Source organism: Methylobacterium sp. WL8 (genome assembly GCF_008040045.1).
Classification (GTDB): Bacteria; Pseudomonadota; Alphaproteobacteria; order Rhizobiales; family Beijerinckiaceae; genus Methylobacterium; species Methylobacterium cerastii.
Genome location: NZ_VRVF01000012.1, coordinates 40,001 through 55,502, shown reverse-complemented (window position 1 = coordinate 55,502; position 15,502 = coordinate 40,001). Strand labels below are relative to the sequence as shown.

Here is a 15,502-nt window from a genome sequence, read left to right as displayed (position 1 = left end):
GTATCCCGCAGATCACTCCGAGGTCGGGACTGCCTCTGCACCCCTGCGTCCCGAGATTTTCAACATTGTTATTCGAGGTGATAAATAACGCCTAAAGCTTCTGCCACGACGACATAAAACCTAGCGGACTTATCATAGGTTAGGCATTTTTTGTCTTCAACCTCTTGCTCGGCTCTCTCGGTCGCGCATCCTCGCGACAGCTCAGGCTTTGATACCTTACCCGTCGCCGCGCTTGTTGCCGGCGGCCTCCAACGGCGTGATCCGCAACGTGGTGATGCGGTTCTTGGACTTGCGCAGGACCTGGAAGCGGAAGCCGTGGAAGTTGAACGCGGTTCCCTGGTCGGGAATGGCGCGCGCCTCGTGGATGACGAGGCCGGCGATGGTGGTCGCCTCCTCGTCCGGCAGGTGCCAGTCCATCGCCCGGTTGAGGTCGCGGATGGGGACGCCGCCGTCGGCGTTGACCGAGCCGTCGCCCTGCGGCCGCACGCCCGAGACCGTGACGTCGTGCTCGTCGGCGATGTCGCCGACGATCTCCTCGAGGATGTCCTCCAGGGTGATCAGGCCCATCACCTCGCCGTACTCGTCGACGACGAGGGCGAAGTGGGTCTTCTTCGAGAGGAAGGCCTTGAGCTGGTCGCGCAGGCTCGTGGTGTCGGGCACGAACCAGGTCTCGAGCGCCAGCGCCTCGACCTTGAGGCCGGAGGCGTCGCCGCCGGCCGCGTCCAGCGCCCGGAGCAGGTCCTTGGCGTGCAGCACGCCGACGACGTTCTCGGTGGTGCCGCGCCACAGCGGCATCCGGGTGTAGGGCGAGGCCAGCACCTCGCGCACGATCTCCTCGGAGGGCAGGTCGGCGTTGATGATCCGCATCTTGGTGCGGTGGACCATCACCTCGGAGACGGAGAGGTCGGAGAGGTCGAGCAGGCCGCCGAGCATGTCGCGCTCGGCCTTGGCCACGCCGCCCTCCCGGTGCAGCAGCGCCACCTGCCCGCGGATCTCCTCGGTCGCCGAAAGGATCGACTGGTGGTCGCCGATGGTGACGCCGAACGGACGCAGCATCAGCCGCACCAGGCTCTCGATCGCGATCGCGGGCGGCCCCATCACCGCCACCGCGAAGGCGACGGGGCGGGCCATCAGCAGGGCGGCCTTGTCCGGCTTCGAGATGGCGAGGGTCTTCGGCAGCACCTCGGCGAAGACGATGACCAGCACCGACATGCCGACGGTGGCGTAGATCACGCCGCTCTTGCCGAAGATCGCGGTCAGCACGCTCGTCATGAAGGCCGAGGCGCCGATGGCGACGATGTTGTAGCCGATCAGCATCGCGCCGATGAAGCGCTCGCGGATCGCCAGGATGCGGTTGACGATGCCGGCCCGGGCGTCGCCCGCCTCCTCCAGCGTGTGCATCCGCGCGCGGGAGGCCGCGGTGAAGGCGGTCTCCGCGCCGGCGAAGAAGGCCGAGAGCAGCAGCGAGATCACGACGATGCTCGCGGCCAGCCAGAGGTCGGTGTGGGTTTCCATGGTTCGGAGGCTTGCGTTCCAGGCGTTGGCGGACCCCGCGCGACCGCGGCGCGGGGTCCGCCCCGTCATACGGGATTTCTCGGGCGTTGCCCGCATCCCCCCGCAGATTCACGCGGGCGCGGCCTCGCCGCGGGACTGAGCCGGCTCCGCCGTCAGGCTGGGTGCGCGACCGTCGAGACCTTGCGCGGCGGCATCGCCGGGAGGGCGCGCGCGGCGACGCAGAGCAGGGTCGCGGCGGCGAAGAGGAAGCCGAACGGGATGCCGGTCTCGTTGACGAGCGGCCGGAACGCGGCGGTGAGGGGCGCGAGGATCATCAACCCCCGCTCGTAGCCGCGAAGCCCACCCGCGCGATGGGCTGCGATGGCGAGCAGGATCGTTGCCGGGATCAGCGGCGCAAGGTCGTAGATCGGCAGGTAGAGCGAGGCCATCGGGACGCAGGCGAGCAGGGTCGCGGCGCGCAGGTGCGTGTCCGCGCAGCGGGACCAGACCCGCCACGCGAGGGCGAAGGTCGCGCCGGTGACGCCGGCCTGGAACGCCCATGCCGCAGACATGCCGCCGCCGACGAGGCGCATGGTGCCGAAGGCGCTGAAGTTGATGTCGAGGCCCGCGGCGGCATCCCGCAGGAGGAGCCGGTCCGTCTCAGACAGCGTCGTGAGAAAACTGCGCCACGGGTCGAGACCGAAGAGCGCGACGGAGGCGAGGCACAGGGCGAGCGCCGTGCCGAGGCAGGCCGCGAGCGCCTCGCGGCGTCCTGTCAGGAGCAGTACGACGGGCGCGAAGGCCGCGAGCTGCGGCTTGTACGCGACCAGCCCGAAGCACAGGCCTGCGAGCCACGGACGGCGATCGACGAGCGTCGCCCCGAGCGTCAGCAGACCCGCGGTGATGAGACCGTTCTGGCCGTATGTGAGGTTGCAGAACACCAACGGGTGGGCGAGCGCGATCAGCACCGCGTCGCGCCGCCCGGTCGCGACGAACGTGGCGGCGGTGAAGACGGCGAGCGACAGCGTCATCCACGCGAGGATCGCGACCTGCGGCGAGAGCGCGGCGAGCCCCGCCGCCGGAATCAGGAAGACCGGGGGATAATGCCACGCGAAGCGGCATTCCGGCCCGAACGCGGCGGCGAGGTTCGCGAGATGCACCGCCAGCTCGTAGGATTCGGCGGCGCGCCCTGCGAGCGCCCGCGCCCCGGCGACCCAGACCTGTGAGAGGTCGCTGCCGACGACGTCGCCAAGCCAGTTGTGCCGTGGGTCCGGACCGAAGCCGCAGGCCGCGAAAGCGAGGACGAGGGTCACGGGGGCGAGGAAGGCAGCCGCGAGCCGGGCGAAGCGCAGCAGGCGTGCGTCGTCCGTGAAGAGGCTCCGGAGGTCCGCATCGCCGCCCGGGCGCACGGCGATACCCGATGACGCGCGCATGTGCAGTGCTTCCGACCCGGCGAGGCCGACAGGATAGCGCCCGGACGGTTAACGCAGGGTGCCGGGCCCGGCGCGGCGCGTCACGCCGCCCCCAGCTCGTCCTGCAGGAACGCCCGCACCGCGTTGGTCTCGATCCCCGGGGCGATGAAGCTCTGGCCGATGCCGCGGGCGAGGATGAAGGTCAGCGCGCCGTCCTTCACCTTCTTGTCCTGGGCCATGGCGTCGAGCAGCGCGTCGGCGTCGCCGCAGCCGCCGGGCACGGCCTGGAGCGTGGTCGGCAGGCCGGCGAGCGCGAGGTGGTTGGCGACGCGGCCGGCATCCTGGCCGGGGCACAGGCCGAGGCGGGCCGAGAAGCGGAAGGCCAGCGCCAAGCCGATCGCGACGCCCTCGCCGTGGACGAGGCGGGCGGACTCGTAGCCCGTGAGCCGCTCCAGCGCGTGGCCGAAGGTGTGGCCGAGGTTCAAGAGCGCGCGCTCGCCGTCCTCGCGCTCGTCGCGGACCACGACGCCGGCCTTGGCGCGGCAGCAGATCGCCACCGCCTCGTCGCGCTCCGGGCCGCCGGAGAAGATCCCGCGCCAATGGGCCTCGCACCAGTCGAAGAACCCGGCGTCGGCGATGAGGCCGTACTTGGCGACCTCGGCGTAGCCCGCCCGCATCTCGCGCTCCGAGAGCGTGTCGAGGGTGGCCGTGTCGGCCAGCACGAGGCGGGGCTGGTGGAACGCGCCGATCAGGTTCTTGCCGAGCGGCGAGTTGATCCCGGTCTTGCCGCCGACGGAGGAATCGACCTGGGCGAGCAGGCTCGTCGGCACCTGCACGAAGCGCACGCCGCGCCGCAGGGTCGCCGCGGCGAAGCCCGCGAGGTCGCCGACCACCCCGCCGCCGAGCGCCACCACGAGGTCGCCGCGTTCGACCTTGTGCGCCAGCAGGCCGTCGCAGACCGCGGCATAGGTCGCGTAGGATTTCGAGGCCTCGCCCGGCGCCACTGCGACGAGGCCCGAGCGCAGGCCCGCGTCCTCCAGGCTCGCGCGCAAGGCGTCGCCGTAGAGCGACGCCACGGTCTCGTCGCTGACGATCACCGCCGCCTTGCCGCCCAAAGCCGCGACGCGGGCGCCGGCGCCGGCGATCAGGCCGCGGCCGATCAGGATGTCGTAGTCGCGCCCCTGGTCGAGGGGGACGTGGACGGTGAGCGGATCGGTCATGCGGGGTTCACTGCGCGGCGACCGCGCGGCTCTCGTCGGGCGGGTTGAGGTAGGCGTCGAGGGCGTCGAGCACGTCCTGCACGACGCGGTCGTGGGCGACGTCGCGGGACAGCGCGGTCACGTCGGAGCCGGCGTAGACCGGATGGCGCAGGTCCATCAGGTCGCGCATGGTCCGCTCCGGGTCCTCGGTCTGGAGCAGCGGGCGGTTGCCGCGCTTGCGCACGCGCCGCATCAGGACGTCGAGCTCGGCCTTCAGCCAGACCGAGACGCCCGATTCCGCGATCCGCGCCCGGGTCGTCTCGCGCATGAACGCGCCGCCGCCGGTGGCCAGCACCAGCGGCCCCGCCCGCAGCAGGCGCGAGATCACCCGCTCCTCGCCGTCGCGAAAACTCGGCTCGCCGTAGATCGCGAAGATGTCGGGGATGGTCAGCCCGGCGGCCGCCTCGATCTCGATGTCGGCGTCCTTGAAGATCAGGCCCAGGCGACTCGCCAGGCGTCGGCCGACGGTGCTCTTGCCCGCCCCCATCAGGCCGACGAGCACGATCGAGCGCGAGCCGAGGGCCCGGCGCAGGCGCGCTTCGATCGGATCGCCCGTCGGCTCGGGCGTGGTCATCTGAAGGGGCTCGGCATAGCTGGCAACGGACGGGCGGATCGGCGGGTGCGGGCGCGCAGGCGGCGAAGCCCCGGGTCATATACCAAGTCCGAGGGGTTATCACCCATGCGGCCCGCCTCCCTGTCCCCCTGCCCCCCGGTATCTCGGGGCAGGCGCGTTCGCCGCGTGGTCTCCGCGAATCGCGCGCGCGCTGTGTCTCCGCGGGCCTTGCCAGCGCCGCGGCGGCGTGGTGCAACCCGAGGTGCCGCAGCGCAAAACACGCACCGTTCCCGCTGCGGCCCACGTACCCTTGCGTCCGCGTGCCCCGAGGTTCGCCCCCTGTGCCGACCCTGTTTCGTTTCTTCGCCACCCTCGCGATCCTGGCAGGCCTCGTCTTCGCCGGCATGTTCGCGCTCGCGACCTTCGTGACGCCGACGCCGCGGGAGATGAGCGTCGCCATCCCCGCCTCGAAGCTCCAGCCGGGCGCTCGGTGAGGCGGGCGCGCCCGCCCGAGCCCGAACCGCGCACGCCCCCCGAGATCGCGGCCTACCTGGACATGCTGGCCGCCGAGCGCGGGGCCGCGAAGAACACCCTCGAGGCCTACCGGCGCGACCTCGACGACTATTTCGGCTACCTGGCCGACGAAGGTCTCGACCTCGCCGAGATCGAGGCGGCGGGCCTTCGCGCCTACGTGGCCTCCCTCGAGCCGCGGGGCCTGAAGCCGGCGTCGGCCGCGCGCCGGCTGTCCTGCATCCGCGGCTTCCACAAGTTCCTCTACGCCGAGGGCATGGCCGAATCCGACCCGAGCGCGCCGCTCGCCGGCCCGCGCCGGGGCCGCACGCTGCCGAAGGTGCTCTCGGTGGCCGAGGTCGACCGGCTGCTCGCGGTGGCGCGCGCGCAGGCCGACGCGGCGGATGCGGCCGAGGCGAAAGGTCCGGCCCGCCGGGCGCGGCGGATGCTGTGCCTGCTCGAACTGCTCTACGCCACGGGCCTGCGCGTCTCCGAGCTGATCGCGCTGCCGCGCTCGGCGGCGTCCACTCGCGAGCGCTACCTCGTGGTCCGCGGCAAGGGCGGGCGCGAGCGCCTGGTGCCGCTGACCGAGCTGGCGCGCGACGCGATGCGCGGGCATCTCGCCGCCTCGCCGGGCGAGTCGCCATGGCTGTTTCCCGCCGACAGCGAGAGCGGCCACCTCACCCGCCAGGCCTTCGCCCGCGACCTGAAGGCGGCGGCGGAGGCGGCAGGCCTTCGCGCCGACAAGGTCAGCCCGCACGTGCTGCGCCACGCCTTCGCGAGCCACCTGCTGCACAACGGCGCCGACCTCAGGATCGTGCAGGAGTTGCTCGGCCACGCCGACATCTCGACGACGCAGATCTACACGCACGTCCTCGACGACCGCCTCAAGTCCATGGTGCGCGACCTCCATCCGCTGATGGACGGGCCAGCTGGCCCCGAAGGCTCGCCCGAGGTGCAGCCTTAAGGTCGCCCGCGTGAACGGGCCGGCGCGAGGGTGCCGATGCGCCGGTTGCGGCGTTGACCGTCGCGGCCGCAAAGGCGGACGGCAGAGGCGGACGGCAGAGGCGGACGGGAAGCGATGGGGGCAGGCGTGCGGCGTTGGAGGAAGGGCGCGATTCGGGCGCTGAAGCTCGTCGCCCGGCCGGTGCGCCGCGCGCAGGGGCGCGGCGGCATCGTGATCGAGCCCTATCGCGGCTACGGCTCGCCCGACGAGATCTTCCTGATCGGCCGCATCTTCCGCCAGTCGCACCCCGACACCGCGCCGGGCGACGAGAGCCTGCGCACGGAATTGCGCGACATCGCCCGGCGGATCGCCCGGCGGGCCCTGAAGGGCGCCGCCGTCACCGCGCGCTTCGGCGGCGCGCAGACGCGGGTGGAGACCGACCGCGACGGCTACTTCCGCGTCCACCTCAACCCGCGATCCCTGCCCGCGGGCGACCAGGGCTGGCACGAGGTCGCGCTGACGTTGGAGGCCGAGCCGCCCGTGCAGGCGCGGGCCCAGGTGTTCGTGCCGCCGGGCGCCACCGGCTGCGTCGTCGTCAGCGACATCGACGATACGGTGATGCGCACCGGCGTCGCCAACAAGGTGAAGATGCTGTGGCGGCTGTTCGTGGAGGATGCCGAGAACCGCGTCGCCTTCCCCGGCGTCGCCGCGCTCTACCGGGCGCTCTACGTCGGCCCGGACGGCACCCAGGCCAACCCGATGCTCTACGTCTCGCGGGCGCCGTGGGGCCTCTACGAGATGCTGTCGGAGTTCTTCAAGATCCACGGCATCCCGGTCGGCCCGATCCTGTTCCTGCGCGAATGGGGCCTGTCGTGGAAGCACCCCCTCCCCCGCCGGGCCGAGGACCACAAGCGCGCGCTGATCGTCCACATGCTGTCGCTCTATCGCGACCTGCCCTTCGTGCTGATCGGCGACAGCGGCCAGCACGACCCCGAGGTGTACGGGCGGATCGTCGCCGACCATCCCGGCCGGGTGAAGGCGGTCTACATCCGCAACGTCTCGCGCGACGCCGACCGCATCCGCGAGATCGAGGCGTTGGCCCAGGTGGTGGCGGAAGCGGGCAGCCACCTCGTCATCGCCGCCGACAGCACCGCCATCGCCCGGCACGCGGCCGGCCTCGGCCTCATCGCTCCGGGCGCGGTGGCGGAGGTGGCGGACGAGCACGCGTCCGGCGGCGAGCCGACGCCGGACGCCGAGACCGCCCCGCCCGGCAACCTCGGCGCGGTGCTGGGCGGCGCCGGCGGGACGCTGCCGCCGAGCGTCGTCGTCGAGGCGCCGGCGCGGGACGGATCGCACGGCTTAGGGCGCATGGCGGGAGGCGCTTCACGTGTCGCCGCCGGGCCACAACCCACAGTGTCGTGATTCGAGCCGTTGACTCGGCGCCTCCGCCACGGCCACTTGGCCGGGACGGTTCCCTTCGGGGATCAAAAGGGAACGTGGTGAGGACCGGGCGCGAAAGCGCTTGCCTGATGCCGCGGCTGCCCCCGCAACTGTAAGCGGCGAGCCCTCCATCAACACGTCACTGGGTCACGGCACCTGGGAAGACGATGAGGGGCAGCGACCCGCGAGCCAGGAGACCTGCCGTCAGTCGTGGTCACACGCGAAACGCGTCGGGCGGGGTGCCTCGGCGGGTGTCGAGACGCGTGCGCCCGATCGGGCGGACGCGGGGCGGCCTCGTTCGCGGTGACGTGCCACCACACGCGTCCGCACGCCCCGTCCATGCCCTTGCCAGCCGCGAGACCCGCGCCGACCCACGCCCACGCAGCCGCCTGGCACGCGTGCGCCGACGGCCGCCACGCGTTTCGGCGACCGCACGATTGTAACATTGTTACATTTGTGGTCGATACCCGGGCAGGCAGGCCGTTGCGCCGCGCCGTCAGAGCCGCAACCGATCCATGTTCGTTTTCCGGAAATCCCCACGATCCTGCGGGCGCACGACCCGTCGCCTGCTGCTGGCCGCCACGGCGTTCGCCGCGTCCGGCCTTCCCCGGGAGGCCGGCGCACAGCCGGCCGCGGGCGAGCCGTCGAGCGTCCTGCTCGACACCCTGACGGTGTCCGGCGACGGCGTCGGCCCGACCCGCGCGGCGCCGGTCGGCCTCAACCTGCGCACGCCCGATCGCGGCGCGAGCCGCCTCGGCCTCACGCCGCTGGAGACCCCCGGCAGCGTCGACATCATCTCCGGCGAGACCGCGCGCCTGCGCGGGCAGGACACGGTCGCCGAGGCCGTGACGCAGAACGCCACCGGCATCACCACCATCGCCTCGCCGGGCAACGGCAACGGCGCCTTCACCAGCCGCGGGTTCTCGGGGCCGAACTCGATCCAGCAGCTCTACGACGGCACGCGACTGTTCGTCGGCGCCAACACCGTGACCTTCCCGTTCGACACCTGGAACGTCGAGCGCATCGAGGTGCTGCGCGGGCCGGCCTCGGTGCTCTACGGCGACGGGGCGATCGGCGGCGTGATCAACGTCGTGACGAAGAAGCCGACCTTCACGCCCGTCAACGTGGTGCGGGCCGGGGTCGGCTCGGACGGCATCGCGCGGCTCGCGCTCGATTCCGGCGGCCCGATCGGCGACGCGGTCGCCTACCGCCTCAACGTCAGCGGGAACCGCGCCGGCGGCTGGATGAGCCCGGAGGGCGACTTCCGCAACCTCGCGGTCTCGGGCGCGCTCCTGCTGCAGGCGACGCCCGACCTCGCCTTCACCCTGAGTCACGACCTCGGCTACCAGGAGCCGGCGCGCTACTGGGGGACGCCGCTCGTCGAGGGGCGCATCTTGGACCGCATCCGGTTCAGCAACTACAACGTCCGCGACTCCAAGATCACCTGGGCGGACAACTGGACCCAGTTCAAGACCGAGTGGACGCCGAGCGCCGACGTCACAATCCGCAACACCGCCTACCGGCTGCAGAGCCGGCGCCACTGGTTCGACGTCGAGACCTACGCCTTCAACCGCACCACCGGCCTGGTCGACCGGAGCGACTACACCGAGATCTACCATCAACAGGAGCAGGTCGGGAACCGGTTCGACGCCGCGTTCAAGGGCACGCTGTTCGGCTTCCGCAACGACTTCCTGGCCGGCTTCGACGTGAACCACGTCGACTTCCGCCACACCAACAACTTCTCCACCGTGGGGTCCGGGCTCGTCACCAGCGTGCCGCTGGTCGGCTACGATCCGGGGCTGTTTCCGGTGAACGGCCGCGCAAGCCCGGCCTACGCCACCAGCACCGACCAGGCCTCGGTCTTCGCCGAGAACCGGCTGATCCTCTCGGACCGGCTCTCGTTCCTCAGCGGCGTCCGCTTCGACGCCTCGAACCTGCAACGCGAGAACCTCGTGAGCACCGCGCAGTTCGAGAAGGCCTACCAGGGGCTCGGCTACCGCTTCGGGCTGGTGTTCAACTCGACGCCGGACACCGCGCTCTACGCGCAGGTCGCCACCGCCACCGACCCGGTCAACAGCCTGATCACACTGTCGCAGTCGCTGTCCGGCTTCAAGCTCTCCACCGGCGAACAGGTCGAGGTCGGCGCCAAGGGCGTGTTCTGGGACGGCCGGGGCGAGTGGACGCTCGCCGGCTACCGCATCGTCAAGGACAACCTGATCTCGGCGGTGCCGGGCCAGCCGAACGTCGCGACCCAGGTCGGGCGGCAATCCTCCACCGGCGTCGAGGCCGCGTTCTCGCTGCAAGTGACGCCGCTCTGGCGGCTCGACGCCAACCTCGCCCTGCTGCGGGCGCAGTACGACGCCTTCGACCAGACGGTGGACGGCGCGACCGTGTCCTATGCCGGCAAGCAGCCGATCGACGTGCCCGAGCGCGTGGCCAACCTCTGGGTCAACTACGCCTTCGCGCCGCGCTGGGAGGCGCGGGTCGGGTTCCAGTATGTCGGCGAGGTGTTCAGCGACTTCGGCAACACCGCGCGGCGCCCGGCCTACGGCCTGGTCAACCTCGGCCTCGACCATCAGGTCACGCCGGCCTCGCGCCTGTCGTTCCGCGTCTTCAACCTGTTCGACAAGGTCTACGCGATCAGCGGCAACGCGGTGGACGGCGTCGGCACGAACTGGCTGCTCGGGCGCCCGCGCTCGGTCGAAGTCGCCTTCACGACGGCGTTCTGAGATGGCGTCCTCCGCACGCGCGTTGGCGAAGGCCGGCAAGCGCTGGCTGCATCTCGGCCACCGCTGGCTCGGCATCGCCACCGGCCTGTTCTTCGCGATGTGGTTCGCGAGCGGCGCGGTGATGATGTACGTCGCCTACCCCGCGCTCACCGAGCCCGAGCGCCGCGCCGGCCTGCCCGCGATCGCCTGGGACGCGGTCCGGGTGGAGCCCGACGCGGCGCTCGCCGGCGAAGCGCGCTTTCCCCGGGGCTTAAGCCTGTCGATGCGGGGCGCCGAGCCGGTCTATCGCGTCGTCGGATGGGACGGCGCGCGCCGCGCCGTCTCGGCGGTCGACGGGCGCCCGATCGGCCCGGCGACGCCCGACGAGGCGCTCGCCGTCGCGGGGCACGATCCGCGCAGCCGGCACCCGGCGTTCCGCGAGACCGTCGCCTACGACCTGTGGACGGTGCACCAGCGCTACGACGCCGCGCGCCCGCTCCACCGCATCGCGCTCGGCGACCCGGAGGGCACCGAGCTCTACGTCTCGGAGCCGACCGGCGCCGTCGTGCTCGACACCACGCGGCACGAGCGGTTCTGGAACTGGTTCGGCGCGGTCCCGCACTGGCTCTACGTCACGCCGCTGCGGGCGAAGGCCGATCTGTGGCGCGTGGTGATCCTGTGGGTGTCCGGGATCGCGGTGGTCTCGGGCCTCACCGGGTTCGCCCTCGGGCTGGTGCGGCTGCGGCTCGCACGCCGCTATCCCTCCGGCGCGACGACGCCCTATCGCGGCCTGGCGCGGTGGCACCATGTCGGCGGGCTGGTCGGCGGCTTGACGCTGCTGAGCTTCGTCGTCAGCGGCTGGCTCTCGATGAACCCGAACCGCTGGTTCTCCCCGTCCGCTCCGACGCAGGCGATGCTGGAGCGCTACGCCGACGCGCCCGGCGCCCGCACCGGGCTCGACCTCGCATCGATCCGCGGCCAAGCCTGCGCGGAGGCGGCGGAGGTGCGCTTCACCTGGCTCGGCGGCGCGCCGCTCGCGCCGATCGCCTTCCGCGACGGCCGGGAGGTGCCCTGCTGCGGCACGCCGACGGTCGCGCCCGGGCGGGTCGCGGCGGCTGCCCGACGTCTGGTCCCGGAGGCCGGATCGATGGACGCGATCCGGCTCGACCGCGAGGACTTCTACTGGACCTCGCACCACCGCCGACGCCGCCTGCCGGTGCTCCGCGTGACCTTCGACGACCCGGCGGCGACGTGGTTCCACATCGACCCCGCCACCGGCGAGATCCTGAGCCGGCTCGACCGGTCGGGCCGGGCCGAGCGCTGGGGTTTCGAGCTGCTGCACACCTTCGACCTCGGGCTGCTGGTGCGCCACCGCCCGGCCTGGGACGGGTTCATGCTCCTGCTGCTCGCGGCCGGCTCGGTGGTCGCGGCCTCCGGCGTGGCGATGGGCTGGCGCCGCCTGAGACGGCCGGCGGCCGGGTCGCGCCCGGCCTGAGCCTGCGGCCAGGGCTTTGCCCGCGGCACCCGGCAGCCCTAAATCCGGACCGAACGACCCGGAGCGGGCGGACAGGCAGGGACGGAGCGACCATGGCGAGCGCGCGAAAAGTCATCATCACCTGTGCCGTCACCGGCGCGATCCATACGCCGAGCATGTCGCCGTACCTGCCGGTGACGCCGGAGGAGATCGCCGACGCGGCGATCGGCGCGGCGGAGGCCGGCGCGGCCATCGTCCACCTGCACGCCCGCAACCCGGTGACCGGCGAGCCGGACCAGACGCCCGAGGCCTTCGCCAAGTTCCTGCCCGTCATCAAGCAGCGCTCGAACTGCGTGGTGAACATCACCACCGGCGGCGCGCCGACGATGACCATCGAGGAGCGCGTGCGCCCGGCCGCGACCTTCAAGCCGGAGGTCGCCTCGCTCAACCTCGGCTCGATGAACTTCGGGCTGTTCGGGATGCTCGACCGCTTCACGGACCTGAAGCACGCGTGGGAGCGGACGTACCTCGGAAACAAGGACATCATCTTCCGCAACTCGTTCGGTCAGATCGAGCACATCCTCACCACCTGCGCCGGCAACGACACCCGGTTCGAGTTCGAGTGCTACGACACCGCCCACCTCTACAATCTGAAGTACTTCTTCGACCGCGGGCTGGTGAAGGCGCCGCTGTTCATCCAGACGGTGTTCGGGCTGCAGGGCGGCATCGGCTCGCACCCGGACGACGTGATGCACATGAAGCGCACCGCCGACCGGCTGTTCGGCGACCAGTACCGCTGGTCGGTGCTCGGTGCCGGGCGCAACCAGATGAACATCGCCGCGATGGCGGCGGCGATGGGCGGCAACGTCCGCGTCGGGCTGGAGGACAGCCTGTGGGGCGGCCCGGGGCGGCTGGCGCAATCGAACGCCGAGCAGGTCGCCCAGGTCCGCCGCATCATCGAAGGGCTGGGCCTCGAGGTCGCGACGCCGGACGACGCCCGCGCGATGTTGTCCCTCAAGGGCGGCGACCGCGTCGGGTTTTAGCCGGATCAGTCCACGGGATCCGAAAAGATCTTGCCCGGATTGAGGATGCCCTTGGGATCGAGCGCGCGCTTCACCGCCCGCATCGTCGCGATCTCGGCCGCGGAGCGCGACAGCCCGAGCTTGCCGCGCTTCTCCAGGCCGATGCCGTGCTCGGCCGAGACCGACCCTTGGAGCGCGGCGAGCGGCTCGTAGATCGCCGCCTCCACCTGCGCTTCGAGGGCGGGGTCGGGCAGCTGCGCGGTGTTCCAATGGATGTTGTTGTCGCCGACATGGCCGTAGGCGACGCTGCCCGCATCCGGGTGGATCGCGGCGATCCGGGCGCTCGCCTCGGCGACGTAGCCGGCCATGGCCGAGAGCGGCACGCTGACGTCGAACGGACGGGCCAGCCCGGCCTCCCCCAGCAGCTCGACCCGGTCGCGGATGCGCCAGAGCGCGCGGCGCTGCTCCTCGGAGGCCGAGATCACGGCGTCGCGCACGATCTCCTCCGTCATCAGGGTTTCGAGCAGGCTCAGGAAGCGCGGCTCCTCCTCGGGCACGCACTCGACCTCGATCAGCGCGTAGTACGGGTGCTCCCGGTGCAGCGGCGGGGCGAAGCGGCCGGGCGCGGTCATCGCGCGGTAGAAGTCCGGCCACATCCCCTCGAAGGACGAGACCCGGCCCTGGAACGCCCGTTGCGCGCGGGAAAGGATGGCGGCGGCGGCGTCGACGTCGGCGCAGGCGACGACGGCGGTGGCGTAGCCGGCCGGCGCCGGGCGCAGGCGCAGCACCGCGCGGGTGACCACGCCGAGCGTCCCTTCCGTGCCGACGAAGAGCTGCTTGAGATCGAGCCCGGTGTTGTTCTTGATCAGCGGCCGCATCGACGACACCACGGTGCCGTCGGCGAGCACCGCTTCGAGGCCGAGCACCATCTCGCGCATCATGCCGTAGCGCAGCACCCGCAGGCCGCCGGCATTGGTGCTGATCGTGCCGCCGACCGTCGCCGAGCCGCGGGCGCCGAGGTCGAGGGGGAAGAACAGGTCTGCGGCTTCCGCTGCCGCCTGCACCGCCTCGAGGGTGGTGCCGGCGCGGACCACCATCGTCATCGCCAGGGGATCGAGCGCTTCGATCCCGGTCATGCGCTCCAGCGACAGGGCGATGTCGCCGGGTGCGCAGAGGATGCCGTCGACGAGGCCCGTGGCGCCGCCCCGCGGGACGACGACGCGCCCCGCCGCGTGGCAGGCCGCCAGCACCGCCGAGACCTCTTCGGTGCTGCGGGGCCGCACGAGCGCCGCCGCGGCGCAGGGCTCCGCGGCGCGGGTCCAGCTCGCGGGCCGGCTCGCCAACTCGTCGCCGACGACGAGGCCTCCGGGGCCGAGGAGGTCGGCGAGCCGATCGAGAAACGGGTCCGTCATGGGTGTGCGGCGGGTTCGGCGGCGGGGAAAGGTTCGTGATGTCTACACGATCGCGTCAGAGGCCGAAGCCGGCCGGCGCGTGACATCGCGCACCTGCGCTCGGGGGAGCGGCCCCGTCGGCGCCCTGGACCGTCGCCTACCGCATTGCAGCATCCCACCGGCCGGGCTTCCGCGGGGAAACCCAGGTCATACGGTCCGGCGCTTCGAAAACCGCGGAGCGCGCCATGGGAACCTATACGCTCGCCATCGCCGACGGCGTCCTGTTCGCCTGCCTGCCGGACGAGGCCGACATCGGCTCGGCCATCGCGGAGGCCGCCGCGACCAATTACGGCGCCGGCCTCGCCCTCAGCATCGTGCGCGGCACCGAGCTGACCGATGCGGCGCGCCCGGACGACGACGTGGTCTGGCGCGAGACCTCGGACAGCGAACTGCTCGACGCGGATGGCCGCCGCTATCGCTACGCCGTGCGCCGGGCGGCCTGACGGAGAAGCGCCCATGATCCTTGGATCACGGGCCGCGAGGCGGCCTCCCCCGCGGTGCAGACCGTCCTAGCGGCAGGAGCGCGGCAGGCGCCGCTTCCAACGTTCGCCCGGTGCGAGCGCGGGCTTGGCCGTGCGGGGCGTCACGACCTTGCGCGACGCCGTGGGCGCCGGGGCGACCGGCGTCGGGCGAGCCTGGACCGGCGGGATCGCGGCGACGGCTGGCTCGGAGGCGGCGTCGGCGATGTCGGCGAACGACCAGATCGCCGCGGGCCGCGCCAGCTCGGGCCGCGCAGCCTCGGCGTGCGATCCCTCGGGGCGCGCCTGCGGCGGCTTCACCCGCCGGACCCGCGGCAGTCGAGGCTCGCGCGCGGAGGCCGGCTCGACCGTCTCGGGCTCCGGCTCCGGCTCGGCCACGATCAGGCTCGGCAGGATGCGCCGCGGCTTCTCCGCCGGCGCCGCGGGCGCCGGGGCGGCGGCCTCGTCGGGCCAGAACGCGTCGAAGGGCGACGGGGTCTCGGGCGCCGGATCCAGCGCGGCCCAGTTCACGGGCGACGGGGTGGGGTCTTCCGGCCAGGACGGGGTATGGCGGTTCTTCGACTTGACCTCGACGGTAAAGGACCGTCGCACACGGCTGCGCAACATGCGGCGTATGATTCTCTTCGATTTGGGGCAGGAACGCGCGAGCGCGTACCGTATTCCATGACGGTTCTTCCGCATCTTGTCGAGGCGAAGGTGAGAAATCGGTTTCCGATACCGCCATCTTGAGCGGACAAGACGGGTTTCGTCGCCC

Annotated in this window: 13 protein-coding genes and 1 riboswitch; of the genes, 7 read left to right on the top strand and 6 right to left on the bottom strand. The window is 72.0% G+C overall.

The features are described 5' to 3' along the window. Positions 1-216: 216 nt before the first annotated feature. The 4 genes from FV234_RS06945 to FV234_RS06930 form a co-directional block, all read right to left on the bottom strand. On the bottom strand, positions 217-1,515 hold the full coding sequence (locus tag FV234_RS06945) for an HlyC/CorC family transporter (RefSeq protein ID WP_147828513.1): 1,299 nt from the start codon (positions 1,513-1,515) through the stop codon (positions 217-219). 152 nt (positions 1,516-1,667) lie between these two features. Next, positions 1,668-2,927, bottom strand: coding sequence for a glycosyltransferase family 87 protein (locus tag FV234_RS06940; RefSeq protein ID WP_147828512.1), 1,260 nt, complete (start codon positions 2,925-2,927; stop codon positions 1,668-1,670). A gap of 80 nt (positions 2,928-3,007) precedes the next feature. Next, positions 3,008-4,126, bottom strand: a complete 1,119-nt coding sequence (gene aroB / locus FV234_RS06935) for a 3-dehydroquinate synthase (protein ID WP_147828511.1) — start codon at positions 4,124-4,126, stop codon at positions 3,008-3,010. A 7-nt stretch (positions 4,127-4,133) separates the two neighbouring features. Beyond that, the gene (locus FV234_RS06930; RefSeq protein WP_147752335.1) at positions 4,134-4,739 is read right to left on the bottom strand and encodes a shikimate kinase; all 606 of its coding nucleotides are present in this window, start codon (positions 4,737-4,739) and stop codon (positions 4,134-4,136) included. A gap of 320 nt (positions 4,740-5,059) precedes the next feature. On the opposite strand from FV234_RS06930, the gene FV234_RS06925 reads away from it, so the two are divergent. From FV234_RS06925 to FV234_RS06900, 6 genes are all read left to right on the top strand, one after another. Further along, positions 5,060-5,212, top strand: a complete 153-nt coding sequence (locus FV234_RS06925; RefSeq protein WP_147752334.1) for a histidine kinase — start codon at positions 5,060-5,062, stop codon at positions 5,210-5,212. Next, positions 5,209-6,195: a site-specific tyrosine recombinase XerD gene (locus FV234_RS06920; protein WP_281407949.1), complete on the top strand. Its 987-nt coding sequence runs from the start codon at positions 5,209-5,211 to the stop codon at positions 6,193-6,195. Before FV234_RS06925 ends, FV234_RS06920 begins: the two co-directional genes overlap by 4 nt. Positions 6,196-6,321: 126 nt before the next feature. After that, the gene (locus FV234_RS06915) at positions 6,322-7,596 is read left to right on the top strand and encodes a phosphatase domain-containing protein (RefSeq protein WP_246686129.1); all 1,275 of its coding nucleotides are present in this window, start codon (positions 6,322-6,324) and stop codon (positions 7,594-7,596) included. A 29-nt stretch (positions 7,597-7,625) separates the two neighbouring features. Beyond that, a riboswitch (cobalamin riboswitch) is annotated at positions 7,626-7,835 on the top strand. Positions 7,836-8,129: 294 nt separating this feature from the next. After that, positions 8,130-10,343: a TonB-dependent siderophore receptor gene (locus tag FV234_RS06910; RefSeq protein ID WP_147828509.1), complete on the top strand. Its 2,214-nt coding sequence runs from the start codon at positions 8,130-8,132 to the stop codon at positions 10,341-10,343. Between the two features lies 1 nt (position 10,344). Then, a complete protein-coding gene (locus FV234_RS06905) occupies positions 10,345-11,817 on the top strand; it encodes a PepSY domain-containing protein (protein ID WP_147828508.1) in 1,473 nt (490 codons plus the stop codon). Between the two features lie 92 nt (positions 11,818-11,909). After that, the gene (locus tag FV234_RS06900; RefSeq protein ID WP_147761950.1) at positions 11,910-12,839 is read left to right on the top strand and encodes a 3-keto-5-aminohexanoate cleavage protein; all 930 of its coding nucleotides are present in this window, start codon (positions 11,910-11,912) and stop codon (positions 12,837-12,839) included. Between the two features lie 5 nt (positions 12,840-12,844). Here the strand turns inward: FV234_RS06900 and FV234_RS06895 are convergent, their stop codons facing one another. Further along, a complete protein-coding gene (locus tag FV234_RS06895) occupies positions 12,845-14,230 on the bottom strand; it encodes an FAD-binding oxidoreductase (protein ID WP_147828507.1) in 1,386 nt (461 codons plus the stop codon). A gap of 224 nt (positions 14,231-14,454) precedes the next feature. Here FV234_RS06895 and FV234_RS06890 point away from each other — a divergent pair, with 224 nt between their 5' ends. Next, positions 14,455-14,712 (top strand): hypothetical protein, encoded by a 258-nt coding sequence (locus FV234_RS06890; RefSeq protein ID WP_147828506.1) that lies wholly within the window; start codon positions 14,455-14,457, stop codon positions 14,710-14,712. Between the two features lie 66 nt (positions 14,713-14,778). On the opposite strand, the gene FV234_RS06885 is transcribed toward FV234_RS06890, so the two are convergent. After that, positions 14,779-15,354, bottom strand: a complete 576-nt coding sequence (locus FV234_RS06885) for a hypothetical protein (protein ID WP_147828505.1) — start codon at positions 15,352-15,354, stop codon at positions 14,779-14,781. Positions 15,355-15,502 lie beyond the last annotated feature (148 nt).

Coding starts and splice junctions, on each gene's coding strand:
- FV234_RS06895 (WP_147828507.1), bottom strand. CDS start 14,230: ATGACGGACCCGTTTCTCGATCGGCTCGCCGACCTCCTCGGCCCCGGA.
- aroB (WP_147828511.1), bottom strand. CDS start 4,126: ATGACCGATCCGCTCACCGTCCACGTCCCCCTCGACCAGGGGCGCGAC.
- FV234_RS06910 (WP_147828509.1), top strand. CDS start 8,130: ATGTTCGTTTTCCGGAAATCCCCACGATCCTGCGGGCGCACGACCCGT.
- FV234_RS06900 (WP_147761950.1), top strand. CDS start 11,910: ATGGCGAGCGCGCGAAAAGTCATCATCACCTGTGCCGTCACCGGCGCG.
- FV234_RS06940 (WP_147828512.1), bottom strand. CDS start 2,927: ATGCGCGCGTCATCGGGTATCGCCGTGCGCCCGGGCGGCGATGCGGAC.
- FV234_RS06945 (WP_147828513.1), bottom strand. CDS start 1,515: ATGGAAACCCACACCGACCTCTGGCTGGCCGCGAGCATCGTCGTGATC.
- FV234_RS06885 (WP_147828505.1), bottom strand. CDS start 15,354: ATGTTGCGCAGCCGTGTGCGACGGTCCTTTACCGTCGAGGTCAAGTCG.
- FV234_RS06890 (WP_147828506.1), top strand. CDS start 14,455: ATGGGAACCTATACGCTCGCCATCGCCGACGGCGTCCTGTTCGCCTGC.
- FV234_RS06930 (WP_147752335.1), bottom strand. CDS start 4,739: ATGACCACGCCCGAGCCGACGGGCGATCCGATCGAAGCGCGCCTGCGC.
- FV234_RS06905 (WP_147828508.1), top strand. CDS start 10,345: ATGGCGTCCTCCGCACGCGCGTTGGCGAAGGCCGGCAAGCGCTGGCTG.